This window comes from Gilliamella sp. ESL0443 (assembly GCF_019469165.1).
GTDB lineage: Bacteria > Pseudomonadota > Gammaproteobacteria > Enterobacterales > Orbaceae > Gilliamella > Gilliamella apicola_E.
In genome coordinates this window covers 1335861-1356875 of sequence record NZ_CP048263.1, presented here as the reverse complement: position 1 = coordinate 1356875, position 21015 = coordinate 1335861, and the positions used below count along the sequence as shown (strand labels likewise).

General features: G+C 34.2%; 19 protein-coding genes and 1 pseudogene. 15 read left to right on the top strand and 5 right to left on the bottom strand.

Going from position 1 to position 21015, the window contains the following annotated elements; translation table 11 throughout:
• Positions 1-17 precede the first annotated feature (17 nt).
• The 3 genes from GYM76_RS06185 to GYM76_RS06175 are packed head-to-tail and all read right to left on the bottom strand — an operon-like array spanning position 18 to position 3529.
• On the bottom strand, positions 18-1433 hold the full coding sequence (locus GYM76_RS06185; protein WP_220224913.1) for a glycosyltransferase: 1416 nt from the start codon (positions 1431-1433) through the stop codon (positions 18-20).
• Positions 1434-1466: 33 nt separating this feature from the next.
• Positions 1467-2351 carry a hypothetical protein gene (locus GYM76_RS06180; protein ID WP_220224912.1) on the bottom strand — a complete coding sequence of 295 codons (885 nt, stop codon included), beginning with the start codon at positions 2349-2351 and terminating at the stop codon, positions 1467-1469.
• Positions 2339-3529 (bottom strand): YaiO family outer membrane beta-barrel protein, encoded by a 1191-nt coding sequence (locus GYM76_RS06175; RefSeq protein WP_220224911.1) that lies wholly within the window; start codon positions 3527-3529, stop codon positions 2339-2341. Before GYM76_RS06175 ends, GYM76_RS06180 begins: the two co-directional genes overlap by 13 nt.
• A 294-nt stretch (positions 3530-3823) precedes the next feature.
• Between GYM76_RS06175 and ptrA the strand changes: the two genes are divergently transcribed.
• From ptrA to GYM76_RS06120, 11 genes are all read left to right on the top strand, one after another.
• Entirely contained in the window at positions 3824-6703 is a 2880-nt protein-coding gene (gene ptrA / locus GYM76_RS06170; protein ID WP_220224910.1) for a pitrilysin, read from the top strand.
• 100 nt (positions 6704-6803) lie between these two features.
• A complete protein-coding gene (locus tag GYM76_RS06165) occupies positions 6804-7676 on the top strand; it encodes a helix-turn-helix domain-containing protein (protein WP_065561944.1) in 873 nt (290 codons plus the stop codon).
• Positions 7677-7706: 30 nt separating this feature from the next.
• The gene (gene aroA, locus GYM76_RS06160; RefSeq protein WP_220224909.1) at positions 7707-8987 is read left to right on the top strand and encodes a 3-phosphoshikimate 1-carboxyvinyltransferase; all 1281 of its coding nucleotides are present in this window, start codon (positions 7707-7709) and stop codon (positions 8985-8987) included.
• 1 nt (position 8988) lies between these two features.
• Positions 8989-9669, top strand: coding sequence for a (d)CMP kinase (gene cmk / locus GYM76_RS06155; RefSeq protein WP_065561942.1), 681 nt, complete (start codon positions 8989-8991; stop codon positions 9667-9669).
• A 120-nt stretch (positions 9670-9789) separates the two neighbouring features.
• Positions 9790-11472, top strand: coding sequence for a 30S ribosomal protein S1 (gene rpsA / locus GYM76_RS06150; RefSeq protein ID WP_065561941.1), 1683 nt, complete (start codon positions 9790-9792; stop codon positions 11470-11472).
• A gap of 99 nt (positions 11473-11571) precedes the next feature.
• Positions 11572-11862, top strand: a complete 291-nt coding sequence (ihfB, locus tag GYM76_RS06145) for an integration host factor subunit beta (protein ID WP_065561940.1) — start codon at positions 11572-11574, stop codon at positions 11860-11862.
• A 200-nt stretch (positions 11863-12062) separates the two neighbouring features.
• The gene (locus GYM76_RS06140; protein WP_220224908.1) at positions 12063-14360 is read left to right on the top strand and encodes a DNA internalization-related competence protein ComEC/Rec2; all 2298 of its coding nucleotides are present in this window, start codon (positions 12063-12065) and stop codon (positions 14358-14360) included.
• Positions 14361-14427: 67 nt separating this feature from the next.
• On the top strand, positions 14428-15441 hold the full coding sequence (gene lpxK / locus GYM76_RS06135; protein WP_370632618.1) for a tetraacyldisaccharide 4'-kinase: 1014 nt from the start codon (positions 14428-14430) through the stop codon (positions 15439-15441).
• Entirely contained in the window at positions 15438-15617 is a 180-nt protein-coding gene (locus GYM76_RS06130) for a Trm112 family protein (protein WP_220224904.1), read from the top strand. The genes lpxK and GYM76_RS06130 overlap by 4 nt, the downstream gene beginning before the upstream one ends.
• A gap of 20 nt (positions 15618-15637) precedes the next feature.
• Positions 15638-16402 carry a 3-deoxy-manno-octulosonate cytidylyltransferase gene (kdsB, locus tag GYM76_RS06125; RefSeq protein WP_065734564.1) on the top strand — a complete coding sequence of 255 codons (765 nt, stop codon included), beginning with the start codon at positions 15638-15640 and terminating at the stop codon, positions 16400-16402.
• Positions 16403-17092 carry a DUF2461 domain-containing protein gene (locus GYM76_RS06120; protein ID WP_370632540.1) on the top strand — a complete coding sequence of 230 codons (690 nt, stop codon included), beginning with the start codon at positions 16403-16405 and terminating at the stop codon, positions 17090-17092. It begins immediately after the preceding gene.
• A 24-nt stretch (positions 17093-17116) separates the two neighbouring features.
• Here the strand turns inward: GYM76_RS06120 and GYM76_RS11115 are convergent.
• Both GYM76_RS11115 and ssb read right to left on the bottom strand, forming a co-directional pair.
• Positions 17117-17431: pseudogene (locus tag GYM76_RS11115) on the bottom strand (MarC family protein).
• A gap of 59 nt (positions 17432-17490) precedes the next feature.
• Positions 17491-18012: a single-stranded DNA-binding protein gene (gene ssb, locus GYM76_RS06105; protein ID WP_220224899.1), complete on the bottom strand. Its 522-nt coding sequence runs from the start codon at positions 18010-18012 to the stop codon at positions 17491-17493.
• Between the two features lie 206 nt (positions 18013-18218).
• Between ssb and corA the strand changes: the two genes are divergently transcribed.
• The 4 genes from corA to GYM76_RS06085 all read left to right on the top strand — a co-directional run bounded on the left by corA (position 18219) and on the right by GYM76_RS06085 (position 20997).
• Positions 18219-19160, top strand: coding sequence for a magnesium/cobalt transporter CorA (corA, locus tag GYM76_RS06100; RefSeq protein WP_065734620.1), 942 nt, complete (start codon positions 18219-18221; stop codon positions 19158-19160).
• 187 nt (positions 19161-19347) lie between these two features.
• Positions 19348-20307, top strand: coding sequence for a glucokinase (locus tag GYM76_RS06095; RefSeq protein ID WP_065734559.1), 960 nt, complete (start codon positions 19348-19350; stop codon positions 20305-20307).
• Positions 20308-20329: 22 nt separating this feature from the next.
• Positions 20330-20578 (top strand): YcgL domain-containing protein, encoded by a 249-nt coding sequence (locus tag GYM76_RS06090; protein WP_081299438.1) that lies wholly within the window; start codon positions 20330-20332, stop codon positions 20576-20578.
• The gene (locus GYM76_RS06085; protein ID WP_065561932.1) at positions 20575-20997 is read left to right on the top strand and encodes a YcgN family cysteine cluster protein; all 423 of its coding nucleotides are present in this window, start codon (positions 20575-20577) and stop codon (positions 20995-20997) included. The genes GYM76_RS06090 and GYM76_RS06085 overlap by 4 nt, the downstream gene beginning before the upstream one ends.
• Positions 20998-21015 lie beyond the last annotated feature (18 nt).

Here is a 21015-nt window from a genome sequence, read left to right as displayed (position 1 = left end):
AATAGATGATTTTAAGTTTATTTGTCAAATTTTACCCTCTCCATTTTTCCCCAAGATAAATTGCCCTTTATTAATCTAGCATAGCCTTTAAGCTTCCAATATAGGTATAACTGTCGATAACCAAAGTTATCTAGTAATGCAGTAATAAATAGTTTTAGTAGATATCTAGTTTTATCTAATCCTGATAATAACACACCATCAATCGCTATAGCAAAAGCACTTATAAGGCTATTGTATCCAAAAACAATTAAAAAATAAGATAACATTACGTTGCTATCTATCATGTCAAGAGACCAAATAAGCGGTATTAAAAAGTACCCTAGCAGTTCAGCAATTGGACCTAAAATATCGGTTAATATTGAAAAAGGTAATAGCATAAGGCTTAACTTTTTATATTTTAGTTTAAACGTTAACGACTTAAAATTTATAAAAGTTTGTAGTGCGCCAATATGCCATCGTATACGTTGGTTTTTTAATACCTTCCATTTTTCAGGCACTTGGGTCCAACATATGGCGGTTGGTACATAATCAATTTTGTAATCAACATTAGAGTCATAAATATATTTGTGCAATTTTAGAGTAATATCATAGTCTTCGCCAACAGAACCGACACAAAAACCACCGACCTTTATTGCAAAATCTCGTCTAAATAAACCAAATGCACCTGAAATTATCGGTAAAGTATTAAAATGATTCCAAGCAATTTTTGCCAAGAGAAATACTCTCATATATTCAAGAATTTGAATTTGTACGATGAATCTTTTAGATAAATTGATTTTAGATATTATTCCATTTCTAATAGAACAACTATTAGCAACTCGCACAGCTCCACCTACTGCAACTGTTTTTGGGTCGTCAATTAGAGGGACTACAGCTTTGTTAATGGCGTCAGGTGCTAAAATTGAATCAGCATCTATAAGACAGATAATTGGGGAATTACTTAAATTAATTGCTGCATTATGCGCGTCTGCTTTGCCACCATTTTCTTTATCTATAACTCTAAGCCGGCTATCTTTTTTTGATACATAAACATCTCTTATTTTAGCATGAGAGAGTTGATTACGTTCATTTAAGTGATGCGCAATAGGTTGTAAATCAAAGTATTCTTTCACTTTTGAAAAAGTGTTGTCTGTTGAGCCATCATTTACAACTATCATTTCAACATTAGGGTAATGAGTCGCTAATGTTGATTCGATACTATCAATTATAGTTACACTTTCATTATAAGCTGGTAAAATGATTGTAATTGGATGTGAAATACCATCATTTTCGGTCTGGATCTTTCTCTCTTTGTTCGGATTTTTGAGTAACACATAAATTGTTACTAGTAGCTGCACAAAATAGATGAATATTTGCACTAATCCAATTAGCATTATCGTTATAACTAAGAATTTAACACCAAACATCATTATGTTGTTTATATAATCACTCATTGTTTTACCCACATCTCTTGCTTTAAGAATTATTTAATTTTTATCGATAAATAGTTTGCTTTTTAAATCAAAATGTTCTGTTATTAGTTTTTCAATGCTTAATGATTTCTTTATGTAACATTCTTCATTAATGAAATTAAGAAGATAACAACTGTGTATAATCCCTTGTGGTGTTGTTTGTAGTTCCAGTAAGTTTTCAAAAAAAGTTTGCATATAAGTACGCTCATCTTCTTTTGCAAGAATAAGATAGGGGGTAATGTAGTTCTTAGAAATTTTTTTTAAGATAGTAAAAAATTGGTGATTGCTAAAATCTTCACAATTGATTAGCGATTCAAGCTCTAAAAATTTATTAGAAGGTAAAAGCCTAAAAAAGCAAAATACGCCTTTTTGCGGTATCTTGTTAAATAGCGTAATAATTATCTGAATTATCGAAATACCTGAAGCGTTTTTAACTAGACTCAATGCTGCAGCAATGGCGACTTCTTGGCGAGAACTGTTACAAGCCTGAATTAACGCTTGATTCGTTTTTTCGCAAGGATAATATGCTAACATGTTAGCTGCATCAATTTTCTGTTTTATTGTGCCTTTTTTTAATAGTAACCTAAGTTTATTTTGGAATGGTTCCAGATCAAAATAAGTTAAAATATGTTTTTCGCGATGCTTCTCGAAAAAATAGGCAGCAATTATTGCTACGCAATTTAGCGATAATTTTTTTGTTATCTCTTGCTTAAAATAAGATTCATCACCAGTTTTCAATGCTTTTTTGTAAATTTTTAGCAATTGCAATTTTAATTTCTTGTGTCTTCTAAATTGAATTTCACGTTTGATGTAAATTGCAATGGTTACTATCAATACAATAAAGCTAATAAAAATGAAACAGGCATTATATAAATTTAGGTATCGAGTTAGAATGTCCATTTTATTCCACATCCTAGTGTTTTTTTAGTATATAACTTACGGCTGTGGTTGGTTTGAACTCTTTCTTCATTATTATAGTTTACAAACCCAGTTATTGAATTAGATATGTCATATGACAATCCAATAAAATGAGATTTGACTTTAATTAATGAACGATTAAATTTTATCGAACGGTCGGATGTTTCTTGACTATTTGCATATCCTGCAAATAGATGTAATTCTTCTGTAGGTGATATGGTGGTTTTAAATAAATAACCACTCATATGATGGTTGTCTTGATCAAATGTGTTGAACCATTTACCTGCTATGGATAAACGATCATTAAAGAAAAATTGTTCAATACCCGGTGAAATAGTTTTAATGTTGCCATCGTTATAGTGGTCCAACTTTGCATCGAGGGTGATATGGAATGAATTTATTTGATCATTATACGGGGAAAATAATTGATAATCCCCACCGGTTGTTATTGTATATGTTGCGTAAAATTTTTTAGATGTGGCGACAGAACCTGATAGATAACCATACGCTTTATTGTTGAATGTATGCCAATAAGTGAGGCCTATTTTTTGGTCGTTGCTATGAAAACGGTTTGCTTGGGTAAAATGGCCGGTTAGGGTATTTTGTTGTGATAGCCGATAAGATAGTGCTAAATCCACTTCATTCCAATTCGGCAAAGATTTAGATAATCGACCATGTGTGCCAGATAGAACAATATTCCAGTAATGTGTATTTTTTTTTATGTTATCAATGTTTGCCTGTAGGGACAGTAATTGTTCGTCATTAGGTGTTAGATTTAAGTACTTATCAAGTAACAATTTGGCTTTTTCGGGATGGTTAGGATCTTTTGCTAAAACAACACTAACTAAACCATATTGCGCATCTACGTAATTGGGGGCGATATCAAGTGCGGATTCAAACGATTTTTTTGCTTGTTCTAACTGAGTTAGTGCGTAATAATTGAAACCTAGTTGGACAAGAATATCGGAATTATTTGGCTGTAGTTGATTCGCTTTTATTAATTTTGATATTGCTAATTCAAAATTTTGTGTTTTTTTCGCATCAATACTTTCTTTTAATAATTGATCTGCTTTTATTGCATCATTATCTCTATTTGTGGTTGCTACTGTTTGATAACTGCAAAACAAAATACTGACAATTAAGACAAACTTATAGTACATATAATTACCTTAATCCATTAAATTATTTCTAAATATCAAAAACTAATGTGTATCTTTATGCGTCGATAAAATCGACAAATTTGGGAAAGTTTGGGACTGAGTAGCGTCTAACGTATTTTTACTAGATTAATACGATAAACGTATTGGGCCGAATTATATATGAAACAGATAATAAAATACATATAAAAATTAAGTATGTTTTTTGAAATTTGACATATGTCCTTTTATTGTTGGTTTTTAATCGTTTTATTTATTAATTCGGAATATAATGAACGCTTATTTGGAAAGAATTCTATGAATAATATGAAAACAAGAACACTATTTTTTACTGCATTAACTCTTTTTTCTTTTAACAATTCATTTGCTATTGAAAATAAGCATGATCATTCTGTTTTATTAGATAAAGTTCACCAAAGCGAACGAGATGATCGTCAATATGAAGTGATTGAACTTGATAATAAAATGCGTGTGTTATTAGTTTCCGATCCTAAGGCAACCAAATCACTCGGCTCTATCGCATTGCCTGTTGGTTCATTATATGATCCAGCCCTTCAACAAGGCTTAGCCCATTACACAGAACATATGGTGTTAATGGGTTCGAAAAAATATCCACAACCATCAAGTTTTACAGAATTTTTGGCTCGACATGCTGGTAACTACAATGCGACAACTAGCGGTAATCGCACCGCATTTTTCTTTGAAGTTGAAAATAGTGTAATTGATAAGGCGTTAGATTATTTAGCCGATGCCATTGCTGAGCCAATTTTTGATCCTAAATTTGCTGATAAAGAACGTAATGCTGTTAATGCTGAGATGACGTTATACCGCTCTAGTGATGGTTTTCGAATTCAGCAGGTTGATGCTGAGACGATTAATCCGGATCATCCGGCATCACAATTTTCTGGTGGGAATTTAGAAACTTTACGTGATAAAGATAATAGTAAATTGCAAGATGCATTGGTTAATTTTCATGATAAATATTATTCAGCTAATATTATGGTTGGGGTTATTTATAGTAATCAACCGATCAAAAATTTAGAGGCGTTGGCTGAATCAACTTATGGTCAAATTCCTAATAAAAATATAACTGTTTCGCCAATTACTCAACAAGCTGTTACTCAGGAGTTTACTGGTAAAGAAATTACTATGATACCAGCCCAACCTAGAAAAATGTTGTCGTTAAAATTTCCGATTGAAAATGATATCGACAAATTTTCTGATAAGACCAATGAGTACCTTATTTATCTCATCAGTAATAATAGTAAAAATACTTTAGCTGATCAGCTACAAAAACAGGGATTGGTTGAAGCTATTCAAGCTACTAGTGATAGTAAATATTATGGTAATAGTGGCACATTTAATATTAATGTTATTTTAACCGATGAAGGCTTAGCTCAGAAAGATAAGGTTATTGCTGCGATTTTTAATTATTTACAATTAATTGAGAAGCAAGGTATTTCTGATGCGTATTATGATGAGATAAAAAAGGTCTTTGCTTTATCCTTTAAGTATAAAGATGTTAACCGTGATATGTCTTATGTAGAATGGTTATCTGATCAGATGCTTCTTTATCCAGTTAAAAATGTATTAGATTCTGATTATGTTGCTGAACATTTGAATAAAGATGCGGTTATCAATCGAATCAAAAGTTTTACTCCAGAAAATGCTCGTGTGTGGTTAATTGCCCCAAATCAAACTACAGATAAAACGGCCTATTTTCTTAATGCACCTTATAAAGTTGATAATATTACTGATGAATTAAAAACAACTTGGACCGATTTAGGTAAAGTGTTTTCTTTTAGTTTGCCTGAGTTAAATCCGTATATTCCTGATAACTTTGATATTGTGAAACAAAATAATGATCAGATTCAACCTACTACATTTAGTAAACGGGGTAATCATATCCATTTTGTTAGTCGTCACTTTAGTAACGATCCTAAGGCTGTAATTGCTGTTTCTTTACGCAATAATCAGGCGTTTAAAGATGCAAAATCGTCAGTTGCTTTTGAGTTGCTTGATTACATCGTGAGTCGAGATTTGACGCAATTACAATTTCAAGCAAGTAATGCTGGAATATCATTATCAACGGGTCTTGATAATGGTTTGATGGTAACCGCTAATGGTTTTAATCAACATTTACCGGATATGGTTTTAGCTATTCTTAATAGTTATCGACAAGTGACCATTGATGAGCAAAATTTACAATTAGCTAAATCGTGGTATCTTCAACGACTTGATGGGGCTGACCATTTTGAAAGTATACGTCTAGCGTCAGAGCCAGTTCTCGCTTTATCGAAAATGCCTCACTATTATGAACGAGGTGAAAGGCGACAAATTACTAATAATATCACCGTAAGTGATGTTCAAGCTTATCGCGATAGCTTAATGACTCAATCAGTTCCTTATATGATTAGTTTGGGTAATATCTCAAATGAAGATTCATTAGATCTTTATCACGCCGTTCAAAAGACTTTAAAGCGCGATGTTGAATTCACGCCATTAGATGATATTAAAATTAACACTGCCTTTACAGCTAGAATCACCCAACAAGCAAAAAGCACAGATAATGCGCTGTTAATGACCTATTTTCCAACAAATTATAATTCAACTAAGAGTCAAATAGTTGGATATACTTTAGCTAACATTATGTATTCTTGGTTTTTTGATCAACTGCGTAGCAATGAACAATTAGGTTATCTAGTTGGTGTTTTTCCATCATACATAAGTGAATCAGTAGGATTGGGTTTTGCTGTTCAAAGCAATCAATATGATCCGGCTTATTTATTAAAACGTTACCAAGCGTTTTATCCAACAATGTTAACTAAACTAGAAGCATTATCTAATGATGATGTTGAAGAGTATAAAAGAAGTATCATCGAAGAGCAGACAATGCCACCACAATCTTTAGATGAAGAGTTTGATCGTTTGAGATCAGACTATCGCTTATCTCGTTTCCAATTCGATTCGCGTGATAAAAAAATAGAGTTACTTAAAAAACTCACTAAAGAGGATTTAATTGAATTTTATAAAAGTGCAGTTATTGAACAAAAAGGTTTGGTAATAGCATCGCAAGTATTAGGTCAACCAGAGGATGGTAAAAAACAACCTGAAGCGATTACCGATTATACTGAGTTCAAAAATGCATCATCGTTACAAGACGAATTGTTAAAATAATATTCTCAAACATAGATTCGATCTGAAATATCATTACATTAAATTGGCATTGTACTTATCATATGGTACACTGCCGAAATCCCAATAGTTTGAGTAAATTATGATTACTGGATCGACTGATTATTTTGCTATCGGACAGCGGTTACGAGCTTATCGTATCGCTGCCTCTCTTAGGGCTGAAGAGGTTGCTGAAAGTCTTAGGATCTCAAGAGCTGCGGTTTACCGTTTAGAAAAAGGCGAAATCGTTAAAATAGAAACGCTTGAACGATTAGCTTCTTTGTTAGATACGTCATTTGCTAGTTTACTTGGCATTGATACAGAATATTATTCAAGTGGTGAGGGTTTTTTTGAGCGTATGCGTCAACTCGAAGAGCAGTCCACTCATATCTTTTCTCATTTCGATCCCTTTTCTTTTCTTTTAACTTCGCCTGATTATTTGTCTCATTTAGGGATGATGTTAAGAGAATCGAGTGATAATATTGAAGCTGAAAGATATGCGACTTCTTTATCTATTTTACATGATCGCAAAACTCAGTTTTATCAATCTGTCCCTAAAGTAATTAATTTAATTAGCTTACGTAATGTTGAACGGTTTTTGCATATTGGCTTAGTTGGCAATCTGACTATTTCGCCGGGTAAAAAGTCTGAAAGAATGTTGTTGGCGCGCAAGGAGGTCTATCATTTAATCGAATTAATTGAAGATCAAGCTTATGCACCAACAATTGCTATTACTGAGCAAGCTATTCCATCTATTGCTTTCCAAATATTTTATCAAAATGATAATGCGTTAGCTTTAGCTATGAGCCCGTTTAGATTAGGTGAGTTACCTAATATTACAACTGGTATCGCCTCAATAACTTCATCAGAAGATGCGATTAAGCGTTATCGTCATTTATTTGATAAATTGTGGCAAGATAGTGCCAAAGATCAGCAAGCGATAAATTTATTGAAAGCCACCTTAGATAAATTCTAAAGAATATTGAAATTATTAAAGAGAGTTACTATGTTATCTTTAACATTACAACCGATAAAAAAATTTAGTGGTACGATTAATCTACCTGGTTCTAAAAGTGTTTCAAATCGTGCCTTACTTTTGTCTGCACTTAGCAATGGTAAAACACGATTAACTAATTTACTTGATAGTGACGATGTGCGCTATATGCTTGATGCTTTAAAAGCTTTGAATATTAAATATCAATTATCAAGTGATCGAACAATTTGTGATATTGAAGGAGTAGGTGGCAAATTACACTCTACTCATCCATTAGAGCTATTTTTAGGTAATGCTGGGACCGCTATGCGTCCATTAGCCGCTGCGTTGTGTTTAGCTGATAACAATATTGTATTAACCGGCGAACCTCGTATGAAAGAGCGTCCAATTGGCCATTTGGTTGATGCTTTGCGTCAAGGTGGGGCTAAGATTGATTATCTTGAAAACGAAGGTTATCCTCCATTACATATCCATGGTGGTTTTACCGGTGGAAAGATTGAGGTAAATGGTTCGGTATCAAGCCAGTTTTTAACCGCACTTTTAATGGCTGCACCGCTAGCTGCCAACGATACTGAAATTACTATTATTGGTGATCTGGTTTCTAAACCTTATATTGATATCACGATAAAAATGATGGAGATGTTTGGTGTTTCGGTTATTAATGAAAAATATCAAAAATTTATCATTAAAGCTAATCAAACTTATCAATCACCAGGCCATTATTTGGTTGAGGGTGATGCCTCTTCAGCCTCTTATTTTTTAGCTGCTGCAGCAATCAAAGGTGGCACCGTTCGTGTAACCGGTATTGGTAAAAAGAGTTTACAAGGCGATACCCAATTTGCACATGTGCTTGAAAAGATGGGTGCCAAAATCACTTGGGCTGATGATTATATTGAATGTACTCGCAATGAATTAAATGGCATTGATATGGATATGAACCATATACCTGATGCAGCAATGACCATTGCAACTACTGCGTTATTCGCTAAAGGCCCAACGACTATTCGAAATATTTACAATTGGCGTGTTAAAGAAACGGATCGCTTATCAGCAATGGCAACCGAGCTACGTAAAGTAGGTGCGACCGTTGAGGAAGGGGATGACTATATTACAATTATTCCTCCAATTAAATTAAATCATGCTGATATTAAAACTTACAATGACCATCGTATGGCAATGTGTTTTTCATTAGTTGCACTGTCTGATACTCCAGTCACAATTTTAGACCCAAAATGCACAATGAAAACCTTTCCTGATTATTTTGAACAATTTAAACGATTAAGCGAAATATAACATGACTAAAAATATTCCGGTTATTGCTGTTGATGGACCAAGTGGAGTTGGCAAGGGCACTTTGTGTCAAGCATTAGCGAATCATTTTAAGTGGCACCTTTTAGATTCTGGTGCAATTTATCGTGTGCTTGCACTTGCTGCTTTGAAACAAAATATTGCTTTAGATGATGCTAAGCAATTAGCAACATTGGCTCTTAACCTGCCGCTTACGTTTGATACCAGTAGTGATGATGTGAAAGTTTTGTTAGATGATGTGGATGTTTCTCGCGAGATAAGAACAGAAGAGACTGGTGGAGCCGCTTCAAAAGTTGCGTCAATAAATGAAGTTAGAGTTGCTTTATTACAGCGACAAAGAGACTTTAGACAGTTGCCAGGGCTAGTTGCTGATGGTCGTGATATGGGGACAGTGGTATTTACTGATGCCCCAGTTAAACTATTTCTTGATGCTAGTGCACAATCAAGGGCAGAAAGAAGAATGAAACAGTTGCAAGATAAGCAAATTCATGCTAAATTCGCCGAAATTTTGCAGGAGATAACCGCGCGAGATGAACGAGATCGTAATCGAGTTGTTGCGCCATTAAAGCCTGCGGTTGATGCACTAATAATTGATACAACATCGCTTTCAATTCAAGATGTTTTTAATCAATCTGTTATGTATATTAAAGAAAAACTTGCGCTGTAAGTTTATATTTAAACTTTGGCGTGAACCAAGCTCCATTACAAGGATGAGTGGAGTATCGTAAACAACCCCACAAGACATGAAGTAATGTGGACGTTAAATTAAACTTAAAGTAAATAAAATATGACTGAATCTTTTGCTCAACTCTTTGAAGAGTCTTTAAATCAACTAGACACTCGTTCTGGTAATATGATCCGTGGTACTGTCGTTGCAATCGACAAAGATGTTGTTTTAGTTGATGCTGGTTTAAAATCTGAATCAGCAATTCCAGTAGAGCAGTTTAAAAATGCCCAAGGCGAATTAGAAGTTCAAGTTGGCGACGTTGTTGACGTTGTTCTTGACTCAATTGAAGATGGCTTTGGTGAAACAATTTTATCTCGTGAAAAAGCTAAACGTCATGAAGCGTGGCTAACATTAGAGAAAGCAGTTGAAGATGCTGCAACCGTTTTAGGTGTTATCAATGGTAAAGTTAAAGGTGGCTTTACGGTTGATCTTAATGGCGTTCGTGCGTTCCTACCTGGTTCGCTTGTTGATGTTCGTCCATTACGCGATACTTCTCATATTGAAAATAGAGAAATCGAATTAAAAGTTATTAAATTAGATCAAAAACGCAACAACGTAGTTGTTTCTCGTCGTGCAGTAATTGAATCTGAAAATAGCGCAGAAAGAGAACAACTTCTTGAAAATCTACAAGAAGGTTCTGAAGTTAAAGGTATCATCAAAAATCTTACTGATTACGGTGCATTCGTTGATCTTGGCGGAGTTGATGGTTTACTTCATATCACTGATATGGCTTGGAAACGTGTTAAACACCCAAGTGAAGTGGTTGAAGTTGGTCAAGAATTACTTGTTAAAGTTCTTAAATTCGATAAAGATCGTTCACGTGTTTCTCTTGGCTTAAAACAATTAGGCGAAGATCCATGGGTTTCAATCGCTAAACGTTACCCAGAAGGTACTAAAGTAACTGGTAAAGTAACCAACTTAACTGATTATGGTTGTTTCGTAGAAATCGAAACTGGCGTTGAAGGTTTAGTTCACGTTTCTGAAATGGATTGGACTAACAAAAACATTCACCCATCTAAAGTGGTTAGCTTAGGTGATGAAGTTGAAGTTGTTGTTCTTGAAATTGATGAAGAACGTCGTCGTATTTCTCTTGGTCTTAAACAATGTAAACCAAACCCATGGTTACAATTTGCTGAAGCACACAATAAAGGTGATAAAGTTAGCGGTAAGATCAAATCAATCACTGACTTTGGTATCTTCATTGGTTTAGACGGTGGTATTGATGGTTTAGTTCATCTTTCTGATATTTCTTGGAATATGCCAGGTGAAGAAGCAGTTAAAGCTTATAAGAAAGGTGATGATATTGAAGCCGTTGTTTTACAAGTTGATGCTGAGCGTGAACGTATCTCATTAGGTATCAAACAACTTGAAGACGATCCATTCAGCAGTTTTGCATCTAACTTCAAAAAAGGATCAATTGTTAAAGGTAAAGTTACCGCTGTTGATGCTAAAGGTGCAACAATCGAGATTGCTGAAGGTATCGAAGGTTACTTAAAAGCACAAGATATTGCTCGTGAACGTGTTGAAGATGCAACTACTGCATTGAACGTTGGTGATGAAGTTGAAGCGAAGATTGTAAATATCGATCGTAAAACTCGTGCAATTTCTTTATCTATCCGTGCTAAAGATGAAGCTGATGAGAAAGAAGCACTTGCTGCTGTAAATAATACTGCACCTCAAGAAGATGCGTCATTTACTAACGCAATGGCTGAAGCATTCAAAGCTGCGTCAAAAACTGAGTAAAAAATATCTATTGAAAGAGTAAAGAGGGCTTGCCCTCTTTTTCTTTTGTGGTATAAAATGAATAAATTATATACTACATAAATTAAATTAGGAGTGACCATGAACAGATCCGATTTAGCTGAAAAAATAGTCAACTGGCGGGCACACCTTCCTGTGCAACTGGTTGATGATGCTGTTAGAGATATTATTGAGCAAATCGCATTAGCGATGGAGACTAACGATCGTGTTGAAATCCGCGGTTTTGGTAGTTTCAGCTTAAATTATCGTGCTCCACGTAAAGCAAGAAACCCTAGAACAGGTGGAAATGTTGAAGTTAAACACAAATATATTCCTCATTTCAAACCAGGGAAAGAGCTACGTGAACGCGTAAATAATGCAGCTAAAGCATAATTAAATTTAGTTAATAACAAAAAAGCCTTTGAGTAAAATCAAAGGCTTTTTTGTTATTGAATAAGTTATTTTCTTTAATATAAAAAGTGAAAGAGTTATCTGTAAATTGGAATAGAGATCTAATATTAATTATAAATTAACTTCAAAAAAGTCTGAGCATGTTAGATTGGCTGTTTAGTCAATATAAGAAGTAGAAGTTGATGCGGTGTTCAATAGATTTAATGGCAATAGCAATTTCATTAGGTAGCATTCCATTAATTTTTTTACCATCGTTACCCAATGATCAAGATTGGTATATTTTAGCTTTGATACTGATTATTTTAGCGGCTAAATTTCAACGTTATTTTACTTTTATCATCATCCTTGGATTAAGCTTTCTCTGGTCGACCGCTATAGCAAAGCAATATCTCAATTCAATTGAACCTTATATAGACCAAACATTAGCAATAACGGCAAAAGTTGAAAGTATTAATACACAGGCTCCTGCTAAAATTCAAACCATGACTCCCCATTATGTAAAATTTTCAATTACCAATATTTCCGATCAACCTTTGCCTTCACCCATACCCGTCATTATCTATTGGGAACAACCCGAATTAATAAAAGCTGGACAAATTTGGCAATTAACCATAAAAACTAAAGTAGTCCATAGTTATTTAAATGAAGGAGGATTTGATAAACAACGATTTGCGATAGCCAATAAATCTTTATTGAAAGCCAAAGTCATCAAACCAGTTTTACTCGAGGATAAATCTAATTTTCGACAAATCGTTGCAGATAAATGCCTACCTTATATTAATTTATTTAGTTATCGAGATATTTTATTAGCACTTGGTTTTGGTGATCGCTCACAACTTGAAACTCATAATCGAATAACAATGATGCAAACAGGTGTTGCTCACTTAATGGCTATTTCTGGAATGCATATTCTATTAGTCTTTTATATTTGCTTTGGAATAACTAAAGGATTCTTTTTTTGCTTACCACAACGTTATATTTATTTCTTCCTACCGATTATAGTAGGTTGGTTGTGCAGTATTGGTTATACGTGGTTAACCGGCTTTAATCCACCAGCATTACGAGCGATTTTTGCTTTATCGATTTGGATATATTTGCGTTATAAGAATAATCAAATAAGTGCATGGCAAAAAGTTAATCGTATTATTGCATTACTATTAGTTATTGATCCGTTAATGATATTGTCCGAAAGTTTTTGGTTGTCTTGCTATGCTGTTGTTAGTTTAATTTTTTTGTTTGATTGGTTACCACTACCTAACGCGATGAAAAATAAAAAACGGTGGTATTTATTTAGATTATTACATTTACAATTTGGTTTGACACTATTACTTCTACCAATCCAATTGTATGTTTTTCATGGTATAAGCGTTGTTTCACTGGTTGCTAACTTGATTGCTATTCCTATTATCTCTCTAATCACTTTCCCAGCAATTTTACTGGGACTAGTATTTAGTTTAATCAACTGTTTTTATCTTGCTTTATGGTTCTGGTTTGTTGCCCAATATTCGCTTGAATGGTTATTTCATTGTTTAGATTGTCTAAATTATATGTGGTTAACTATCTCAATGGATTTTTACTTTCTAAGCTTTATTGGTTGGTTAGCCTTTATAATAATAAGAGCAGCAGTTTGGCGAAGGTTTAGTTTTACACTTTTCATTATTTTGACGCTGGCTTTTTCTCCATTCTATAAACAACCAGATTATCTTTGGCGAATGGATATGCTAGATGTTGGGCATGGTCTTGCTATTGTAATTCACAATGGTGAATCAGCTATTTTATATGATACGGGTGCAAAATGGGAAAATAGCTCAGCAGCAGAGCAAATTATTACTCCTTTTCTGCAATGGCATAACCTCCTGCTTGAAGGAATTATTATTAGCCATAGTCACAATGATCATATTGGAGGATTATCCTATTTACAACAACGTTATCCCAATGCCTGGCTTATGAGTTCATCTTTAAGTTTACTCAATGATTATAATTGCTTAGCTAAGCATAATTTTTATTGGAAACACTTAAATCTTAAAGTGCTATGGCCGACTAAATTAGTTGATAACACGGAAAATGCTGATTCGTGTGTAATACAACTTACTGATGGTCGATTTTCAGTGCTGTTAACCGGTGATTTAGAACGAAGGCAAGAGTATGATTTAGTTATGCAACATAAGAAAAATCTATCTTCAACAATATTACAGACTCCACATCATGGTAGTAATACTTCGTCAAGTTACCCATTTTTAAACTACGTTAATCCAGTTAATGCATTAACTTCAACCTCACGTTATAACCCTTGGCAACTCCCTTCAAATAAAATCACTGCTCGTTATAAAGAGTTAAATATTAATTATTTTGTTACAGGAAGAGAGGGGCAAATAAGTCTGTTTTTTTATCCTACTTCATGGCAGCAAAAAACGTTGCGACATGACATTAATCTAAGATGGTATCATGATTGGTTTGGTAGTTTACCGTTTTATGAGTAAAATAAGGGAAGTACTTTAAATAGGGTCACTAAAGGTTTAAAAATGATTGAAAATAGCAGGCGATATGATGATTGAAAAACTGTGGTATGGTAAAAATAAATCATTTTGGTTGCTACTGCCATTTTCATTATTATATGGATTTATTGCTTCCGTTCGTCGTCAACTATACAAACTTGGTGTATTAAAATCATGGCAGTCTCCTGTTCCAATTATTGTTATTGGAAATTTATCGGCGGGTGGTAATGGTAAAACGCCATTTGCCATTAGTTTAATTGAGGCGTTGAAATCTAAAGGGCTAAAAGTAGGATTAGTTTCGAGAGGTTATGGTGGAAAATCTGATCACTATCCATTAGTCTTAGATGAACATACTGGAACTGAACAAGCCGGTGACGAGCCTGTATTAATTTTTCAGCGAACCCATATACCGGTAGCAGTCGCGCCAAAACGAGTTGACGCAGTTAAAGCGTTATTAGAATCTTATCAATTGGATGTGATTTTAACCGATGATGGTCTACAGCATTATGCGTTAGCTCGTGATATTGAGATTGTTGTGGTAGATGGGAAACGCCAATTTGGTAATGGGTGGTGGATACCTGCTGGACCTATGCGAGAAAGAAGAGAAAGATTAAAATCGGTTGATTTAATTATTATCAATGGAGATAGTACAGGTGATATAGTAAATCAATTTTCAGATAAAACCTTCACCATGCAATTATTACCTGGTCATGTAGTAAATCTCTTAACTAACCAACAATGTGAATTGTCATCACTTCATCATATTTGTGCAATTGCAGGTATCAGTAATCCAAAGCGTTTTTTTGATATGCTAATTAAAATGAAAGCTGATTTAGTTCATACAGAATCTTTTGCTGATCACCAAAATTTTACGCTTCCGTTATTAGAGAAAGTAGTGGAAAATAATCAAACACTTTTAATGACTGAAAAAGATGCAGTAAAATGTCGTCAATTTGCATTACCTAACTGGTGGTATTTACCCATTGATGCAGTAATACCAAATCAAGCTATTGAAAAGATTTATTCACTGTTTGTAGAAAAAAAATCACTAAGAGAAAAAAAATGATTCTATTAAGCGCTATTGCTTGTCCTATATGCCATGGTCAATTGGAGTATGATAAGCAAAATCAACAATTAATTTGCCAAAAAGATCGGCTGGTTTACCCGATTAAAGATGGTATTCCGGTTTTATTAGCAAGCGAAGCAAAGCAATTAGTTCCATCTCATTGTGATAAAGAATAAAAAAGTTTAGAGGTAATTTTATGAGTTTTACAGTAATTATTCCTGCAAGATATGCTTCAAGTCGTTTGCCAGGAAAACCGCTTGCAGATATTCATGGCAAACCAATGATAATTCGAGTTATGGAGCAGGCTAAAAAATCGTCAGCTAATCGAGTAATCATTGCAACGGATAACCAACAAGTATTTGATGTAGTCAAAAGCTATAATGGTGAAGTAATTCTCACTAGCGATAAGCATAATTCCGGTACAGAACGGTTAGCGGAAGTAATTGATAGTTACAAATTTGCTGATGATGAAGTTATCGTTAATGTTCAAGGTGATGAGCCTTTGATTCCCCCAGTTATTATTGATCAGGTAGCCGAAAATCTAGTGAAATTCAAAACTGGCATGGCAACGTTAGCTGTTCCGATTGATAGCGTTGAAGAGGCGTTCAATACGGGTGCAGTAAAAGTTGTGACAGATAAAGATGGTTATGCACTTTATTTTTCAAGAGCGACTATTCCTTGGGAGCGAGACCGTTTTGCTAATTTAAATGAGCAAGGTAAGGTAGATCAAATTGGCGATTTTTATTTACGTCATATAGGAATATATGCTTATCGAGCTGGTTTTATTAGACAGTATATAAAATGGGCACCTTCGGCATTAGAGTCAATTGAAATGTTAGAACAACTGCGTGTACTTTGGTATGGTGAAAAAATTCATGTTGCTGTCGCTAAACAGCCTCCAGCAATTGGTGTCGATACTCAAGAAGATTTAGAAAAAGTAAGAACATTATTTAAGGAGTAGATGATGGCAACGTTTACAGGTTTTACCCAGGCAGGATTAAACTTTTTACAAGATGCATGGGTTAATAATAGTAAGGCTTGGTTTGATGAGCACCGAGCTATTTATGACAATGATTTAGTAAAACCTTTTAGATTATTAGTTGAGCAGTTAACGCCAGCTATGCTTAAAATTGATGAGTGGTTTGAAACGCGTCCCGCTATTGGTAAAACCATATCTCGCATTCATCGTGATACTCGATTCTCAAAAGACAAATCGTTATATCGTAGCCGACTATGGTTAACTTTCAAACGCCCAAATCGTGATTGGAAAGAGGCGCCAGCCTATTTTTTTGAAATCAGTCCTGATTGTTATCGTTACGGATTAGGTTATTATTGTGCATCGAAACAGACTATGGATATATTTCGTGAAGAAATTTTGAATGATACCGAAAAATTTCTAAAAGTTATTCGCTGTGTTAAAAAGCCATTTGAATTAGTTGGTGAGTCTTACAAAAGACCTTTAATCAAAGATGAAAAAATATCGAAATGGTATAACCGAAAAAATCTTGCTGTGATGGTAACCAATAATCATATTGAAGATGTATTAGATGGTAATTTAGCGGATAAACTTGCTAAAGGTTTTAAACAACTATTACCACTATATGATTATTTAATGCGGGTTGAAATGATTAAAAACATTCCAAATCTGTAAAATAGCTATGAAAAATAGCGCTCCTCAAATATTTGGAAAGCTTAATATTAATTCTTTAACACCATTTATAATAAACTGGGTACCCACACAAACCAATAAAAAAACCATAATTCTTGAAGTGGCTTCAATGCCACTTTTTCCCATAAACCGCATTATGTTGCCTGCGCTACGCATACAGAACTATAAAATAATACATAATAGTAATGGAATAGATGATGCATAAACTACCCAAGTTGATAGGTTATATCCCCCACTTTTCAAAGTTGAGGACATACTGATAATCGTCGAAATAATTCCTAGACCAGTGGTGCTTGGTATAGCAAGAGGTATAAATGCAATATTATTTGAAAAAGGCGTAATTTATACGCCTATATAATAATGAATTGAATAAATAACGATTAAAATGGAATATCGTCATCGAAATCCATTGGTGGTTCAGGCATAGATGGTTGACTTGCTGGTGCAGTTGATGAAGCACGAGATGCTGCAGGAGTAGTTGGCACAGAGGATGTATTATTTGCACTTTGTCCCCAACTTTTTGAACCTTCATTATAAGAGTCATTATTAGGGCGGTTACCTAAAATTTGCAATACGCCACCAATAGGGTTGATAACAACTTCTGTAGTGTAACGATCTTGACCTGATTGGTCTTGCCATTTACGAGTTTGTAGTTGCCCCTCAATATAAACGAGTGTTCCTTTTTTAATGTATTCACCAGTAATTTCAGCTAATTTACCAAATACGACAATTCGATGCCATTCTGTTTTTTCTCGATTCTCGCCAGTTTGCTTGTCTTTCCAAGTTTCTGATGTAGCAACATTAAAATTTGCGACAGTATTACCAGTTGACATGACACGTACTTCTGGATCTTGACCTAAATTACCAACTAAAATGACTTTATTAATTCCTCGGGTTGCCATTATAAACTCCTAACAATTGCATAGATATATAATTGCGCTATTGTAACATGAGACTGAAATAACATCACCGAATTTAATTTAAATTTGGAAGTTTGTATCCAAATTTTAAAAATTCAGAAAGATTGGCTTAGACATAGGAATTTTTGCCTATAACGAGTATAATGCCACCCATTTCATATCTTAAACATTTTTCTGCTGGAGGCCTTATGATTAATGCGTTTGGATTAAAAAACAAACAATTAGTAAAAATTAATGAAGGCGATATAAAGAATGCGACTTGGATTGACTTGATCGAGCCGGAAGAAGCTGATCGTGAATTCATCCTGACCAATTTAGGTCAAAATTTAGCAACAAGTATCGAATTAGACGATATTGAAGCATCAGCTCGTTTTTTCGAAGATAATGAAGGACTACATGTTCACTCCTTCTTTTTTTATGAAGATGCAGAAGATCGCGCCGGTAACTCTACCGTCGCTTTTACCGTGCATAATGGACGTTTATTTACACTGCGTGAACGCGATTTACCTGCATTTCGACTATACCGAATGCGTTCTCGTTATCAGGGAATGAATGATGGAAATCCGTATGAAGTTTTATTAGATTTATTTGAAGTTAAAGTTGAACAATTAGCCGATCAAATTGAAAACATCTATAGTGAGCTAGAAGAATTGAGCTTAATTATTATGGATCGTTCCGCTCAAGAGCATTATGATGAAGCGATTACTTCCTTAGCTGAGCTCGAAGATACGGCGTGGAAAGTACGCCTCTGTTTAATGGATAGTCAGCGTGCGGTTAACTATTTAGTTCGTCGTGCTAAGATGCCTGTTGAACAGTTAGAACAAGCGAGAGAAGTTATTCGAGATATTGAATCATTGGTACCCCATAATGAGTCATTATTCCAAAAGGTTAACTTTTTAATGCAAGCAGCTACTAGCTTTATAAATATTGAACAAAGCAGAATAATTAAGATTTTCTCGGTTGTTTCTGTGGTATTTTTACCGCCAACAGTAGTTGCATCAGCATATGGTATGAACTTTGAAAATATGCCTGAGTTAAAATGGGAATATGGATATCCATTATCTTTATTGTTGATGTTAATAGCAGGGGTCGCTCCTTACATTTACTTTAAACTCAAAAAATGGCTTTAGTGGTTATTTTCCTTTCAACTTTTTAAAAATTACCCGCTAACAATTTTGTTAGCGGTAATAGTAAATTCGGTTAAAGCAATCTAGTTAAATCATTATAAATAGTCCATAATATTGCCAGTTTTATTTTTAATATTTATTGAACTATTGTTCATATAGAAAGATTTTATTTTTAGAAAAAGGGAATAACATGAGTCAATATGCACTAGTTACCGACATTGGTGGAACCAACGCTCGTTTTGCACTTTATGATTTAGCAACTAATGAATTATCCGCAATAACTAAAATCCTCATTTCAAAAGATGATGTACTACTTGAATTAATTAAAAACTATTTGAAATCCCAAGCGGTAACAGTGGATATGGCTTGCATTGCCATAGCTTGCCCAATCAATGAAAGTGATTTGATTGAAATGACTAATAATAATTTGTCGTTTTCTCGTTCAGAACTTATCAAAGAACTTAAACTAACTAAGTTAGAAGTAATTAATGACTTTACTGCAGTTTCAACATCTATTCCTCAATTATCCGCGCAAGATGTGGTTAAAATTGGTGGTGAGGAGCCGAATCTTGATTATCCAATAGCAATCTATGGTGCCGGAACGGGGTTAGGGGTTTCTCATTTAGTTAAAGTTAATGGTCATTGGATTAGCCTATCAGGCGAGGGTGGTCATACAGAGTTACCTATGGTTAATGAACAAGAAGATCGAATTTTAGCTCAGTTAAGAAAAAAATTTGGTCGAGTTTCTTCAGAGCGTTTTTTATCGGGTAATGGTATTGTTAATATCTATCAAGCTTTGTTGCAGATCAATAATCAACCAGTTGAAGATATCACCCCAGATATTATTGTGAATAAAGCATTATCAAATAGTTGCCCAATTTGCTCAGAAACATTAACTCATTTTTGTACTTTTATGGGGCGATTTGGGGGTAATTTAGCTTTAACACTTAATACTCAAGGCGGTGTGTATATTGCTGGCGGTATTGTGCCTAGATTTATAGAATTTTTTAAATCATCACCATTTAGAGAAGCATTTGAACATAAAGGTCGTATGTCTTATTTAGTTAAAAAAATTCCTGTTTATGTGATTACTCATAAAGATCCGGGATTATTTGGTGCAGGTGTCTATTTGCAAAATAGCCTGAGATAATTGAGAAATAGGATTTTAGTTTATGATGTGGTGTTATATTTATAGAAGCACAAAAAAAGAAAATTGTTATCTTTATATGGAAAAAGAGAACGATTTCTCTCCAATTCCTGAAAAAATTATGTCAATTTTTGGCACGCCAGCTTTTGTCATGAAAGTCTTACTCGATGGTAAACGGCGTTTTGTGGTAGGAACAGCACAGGAAATTGAGGAAAAAATTAAAGCGGATGGATTTTTCTTACAAATGTTAAATGAAGACGATTTTAAAGTATGATTGAACCATTTTGGGAATATAAAACTTTAGATCAAATGAGTGATGACGAGTGGGAACAACTATGCGATGGTTGTGGCCAATGTTGCCTAAATAAATTACAGGACGAGGATACTGACGAAATACTGTATACCAATGTTGCATGTAATTTGCTTGATTCAAATACCTGCCAGTGCAGACATTACCACAACCGTTTTAAATATGAGCCTGATTGCATCAAGCTAACAAGAGAAAATTTACTGACAATTGAGTGGTTACCAGCAACTTGCGCTTATCGTTATTTTTCAGAAACAGGGCAGTTACCGCAATGGCACCCATTAATTGTTGGAAATAAAAAGTTAATGCACAAATTAAAAATATCAGTCAAAAATCGAATTGTGTATGAAAAAGATGTGATTTGTTGGGAAGATCATATTATTTAAAAAGAGAGCCTAGGCTCT

Coding starts and splice junctions, on each gene's coding strand:
- GYM76_RS06090 (WP_081299438.1), top strand. CDS start 20,330: ATGATGTGGTGTTATATTTATAGAAGCACAAAAAAAGAAAATTGTTAT.
- GYM76_RS06175 (WP_220224911.1), bottom strand. CDS start 3,529: ATGTACTATAAGTTTGTCTTAATTGTCAGTATTTTGTTTTGCAGTTAT.
- kdsB (WP_065734564.1), top strand. CDS start 15,638: ATGAGTTTTACAGTAATTATTCCTGCAAGATATGCTTCAAGTCGTTTG.
- GYM76_RS06120 (WP_370632540.1), top strand. CDS start 16,403: ATGATGGCAACGTTTACAGGTTTTACCCAGGCAGGATTAAACTTTTTA.
- ptrA (WP_220224910.1), top strand. CDS start 3,824: ATGAATAATATGAAAACAAGAACACTATTTTTTACTGCATTAACTCTT.
- GYM76_RS06185 (WP_220224913.1), bottom strand. CDS start 1,433: ATGAGTGATTATATAAACAACATAATGATGTTTGGTGTTAAATTCTTA.
- cmk (WP_065561942.1), top strand. CDS start 8,989: ATGACTAAAAATATTCCGGTTATTGCTGTTGATGGACCAAGTGGAGTT.
- GYM76_RS06095 (WP_065734559.1), top strand. CDS start 19,348: ATGAGTCAATATGCACTAGTTACCGACATTGGTGGAACCAACGCTCGT.
- GYM76_RS06130 (WP_220224904.1), top strand. CDS start 15,438: ATGATTCTATTAAGCGCTATTGCTTGTCCTATATGCCATGGTCAATTG.
- GYM76_RS06140 (WP_220224908.1), top strand. CDS start 12,063: ATGCGGTGTTCAATAGATTTAATGGCAATAGCAATTTCATTAGGTAGC.
- corA (WP_065734620.1), top strand. CDS start 18,219: ATGATTAATGCGTTTGGATTAAAAAACAAACAATTAGTAAAAATTAAT.
- GYM76_RS06165 (WP_065561944.1), top strand. CDS start 6,804: ATGATTACTGGATCGACTGATTATTTTGCTATCGGACAGCGGTTACGA.
- aroA (WP_220224909.1), top strand. CDS start 7,707: ATGTTATCTTTAACATTACAACCGATAAAAAAATTTAGTGGTACGATT.
- rpsA (WP_065561941.1), top strand. CDS start 9,790: ATGACTGAATCTTTTGCTCAACTCTTTGAAGAGTCTTTAAATCAACTA.
- GYM76_RS06180 (WP_220224912.1), bottom strand. CDS start 2,351: ATGGACATTCTAACTCGATACCTAAATTTATATAATGCCTGTTTCATT.
- lpxK (WP_370632618.1), top strand. CDS start 14,428: ATGATTGAAAAACTGTGGTATGGTAAAAATAAATCATTTTGGTTGCTA.
- GYM76_RS06085 (WP_065561932.1), top strand. CDS start 20,575: ATGATTGAACCATTTTGGGAATATAAAACTTTAGATCAAATGAGTGAT.
- ihfB (WP_065561940.1), top strand. CDS start 11,572: ATGAACAGATCCGATTTAGCTGAAAAAATAGTCAACTGGCGGGCACAC.
- ssb (WP_220224899.1), bottom strand. CDS start 18,012: ATGGCAACCCGAGGAATTAATAAAGTCATTTTAGTTGGTAATTTAGGT.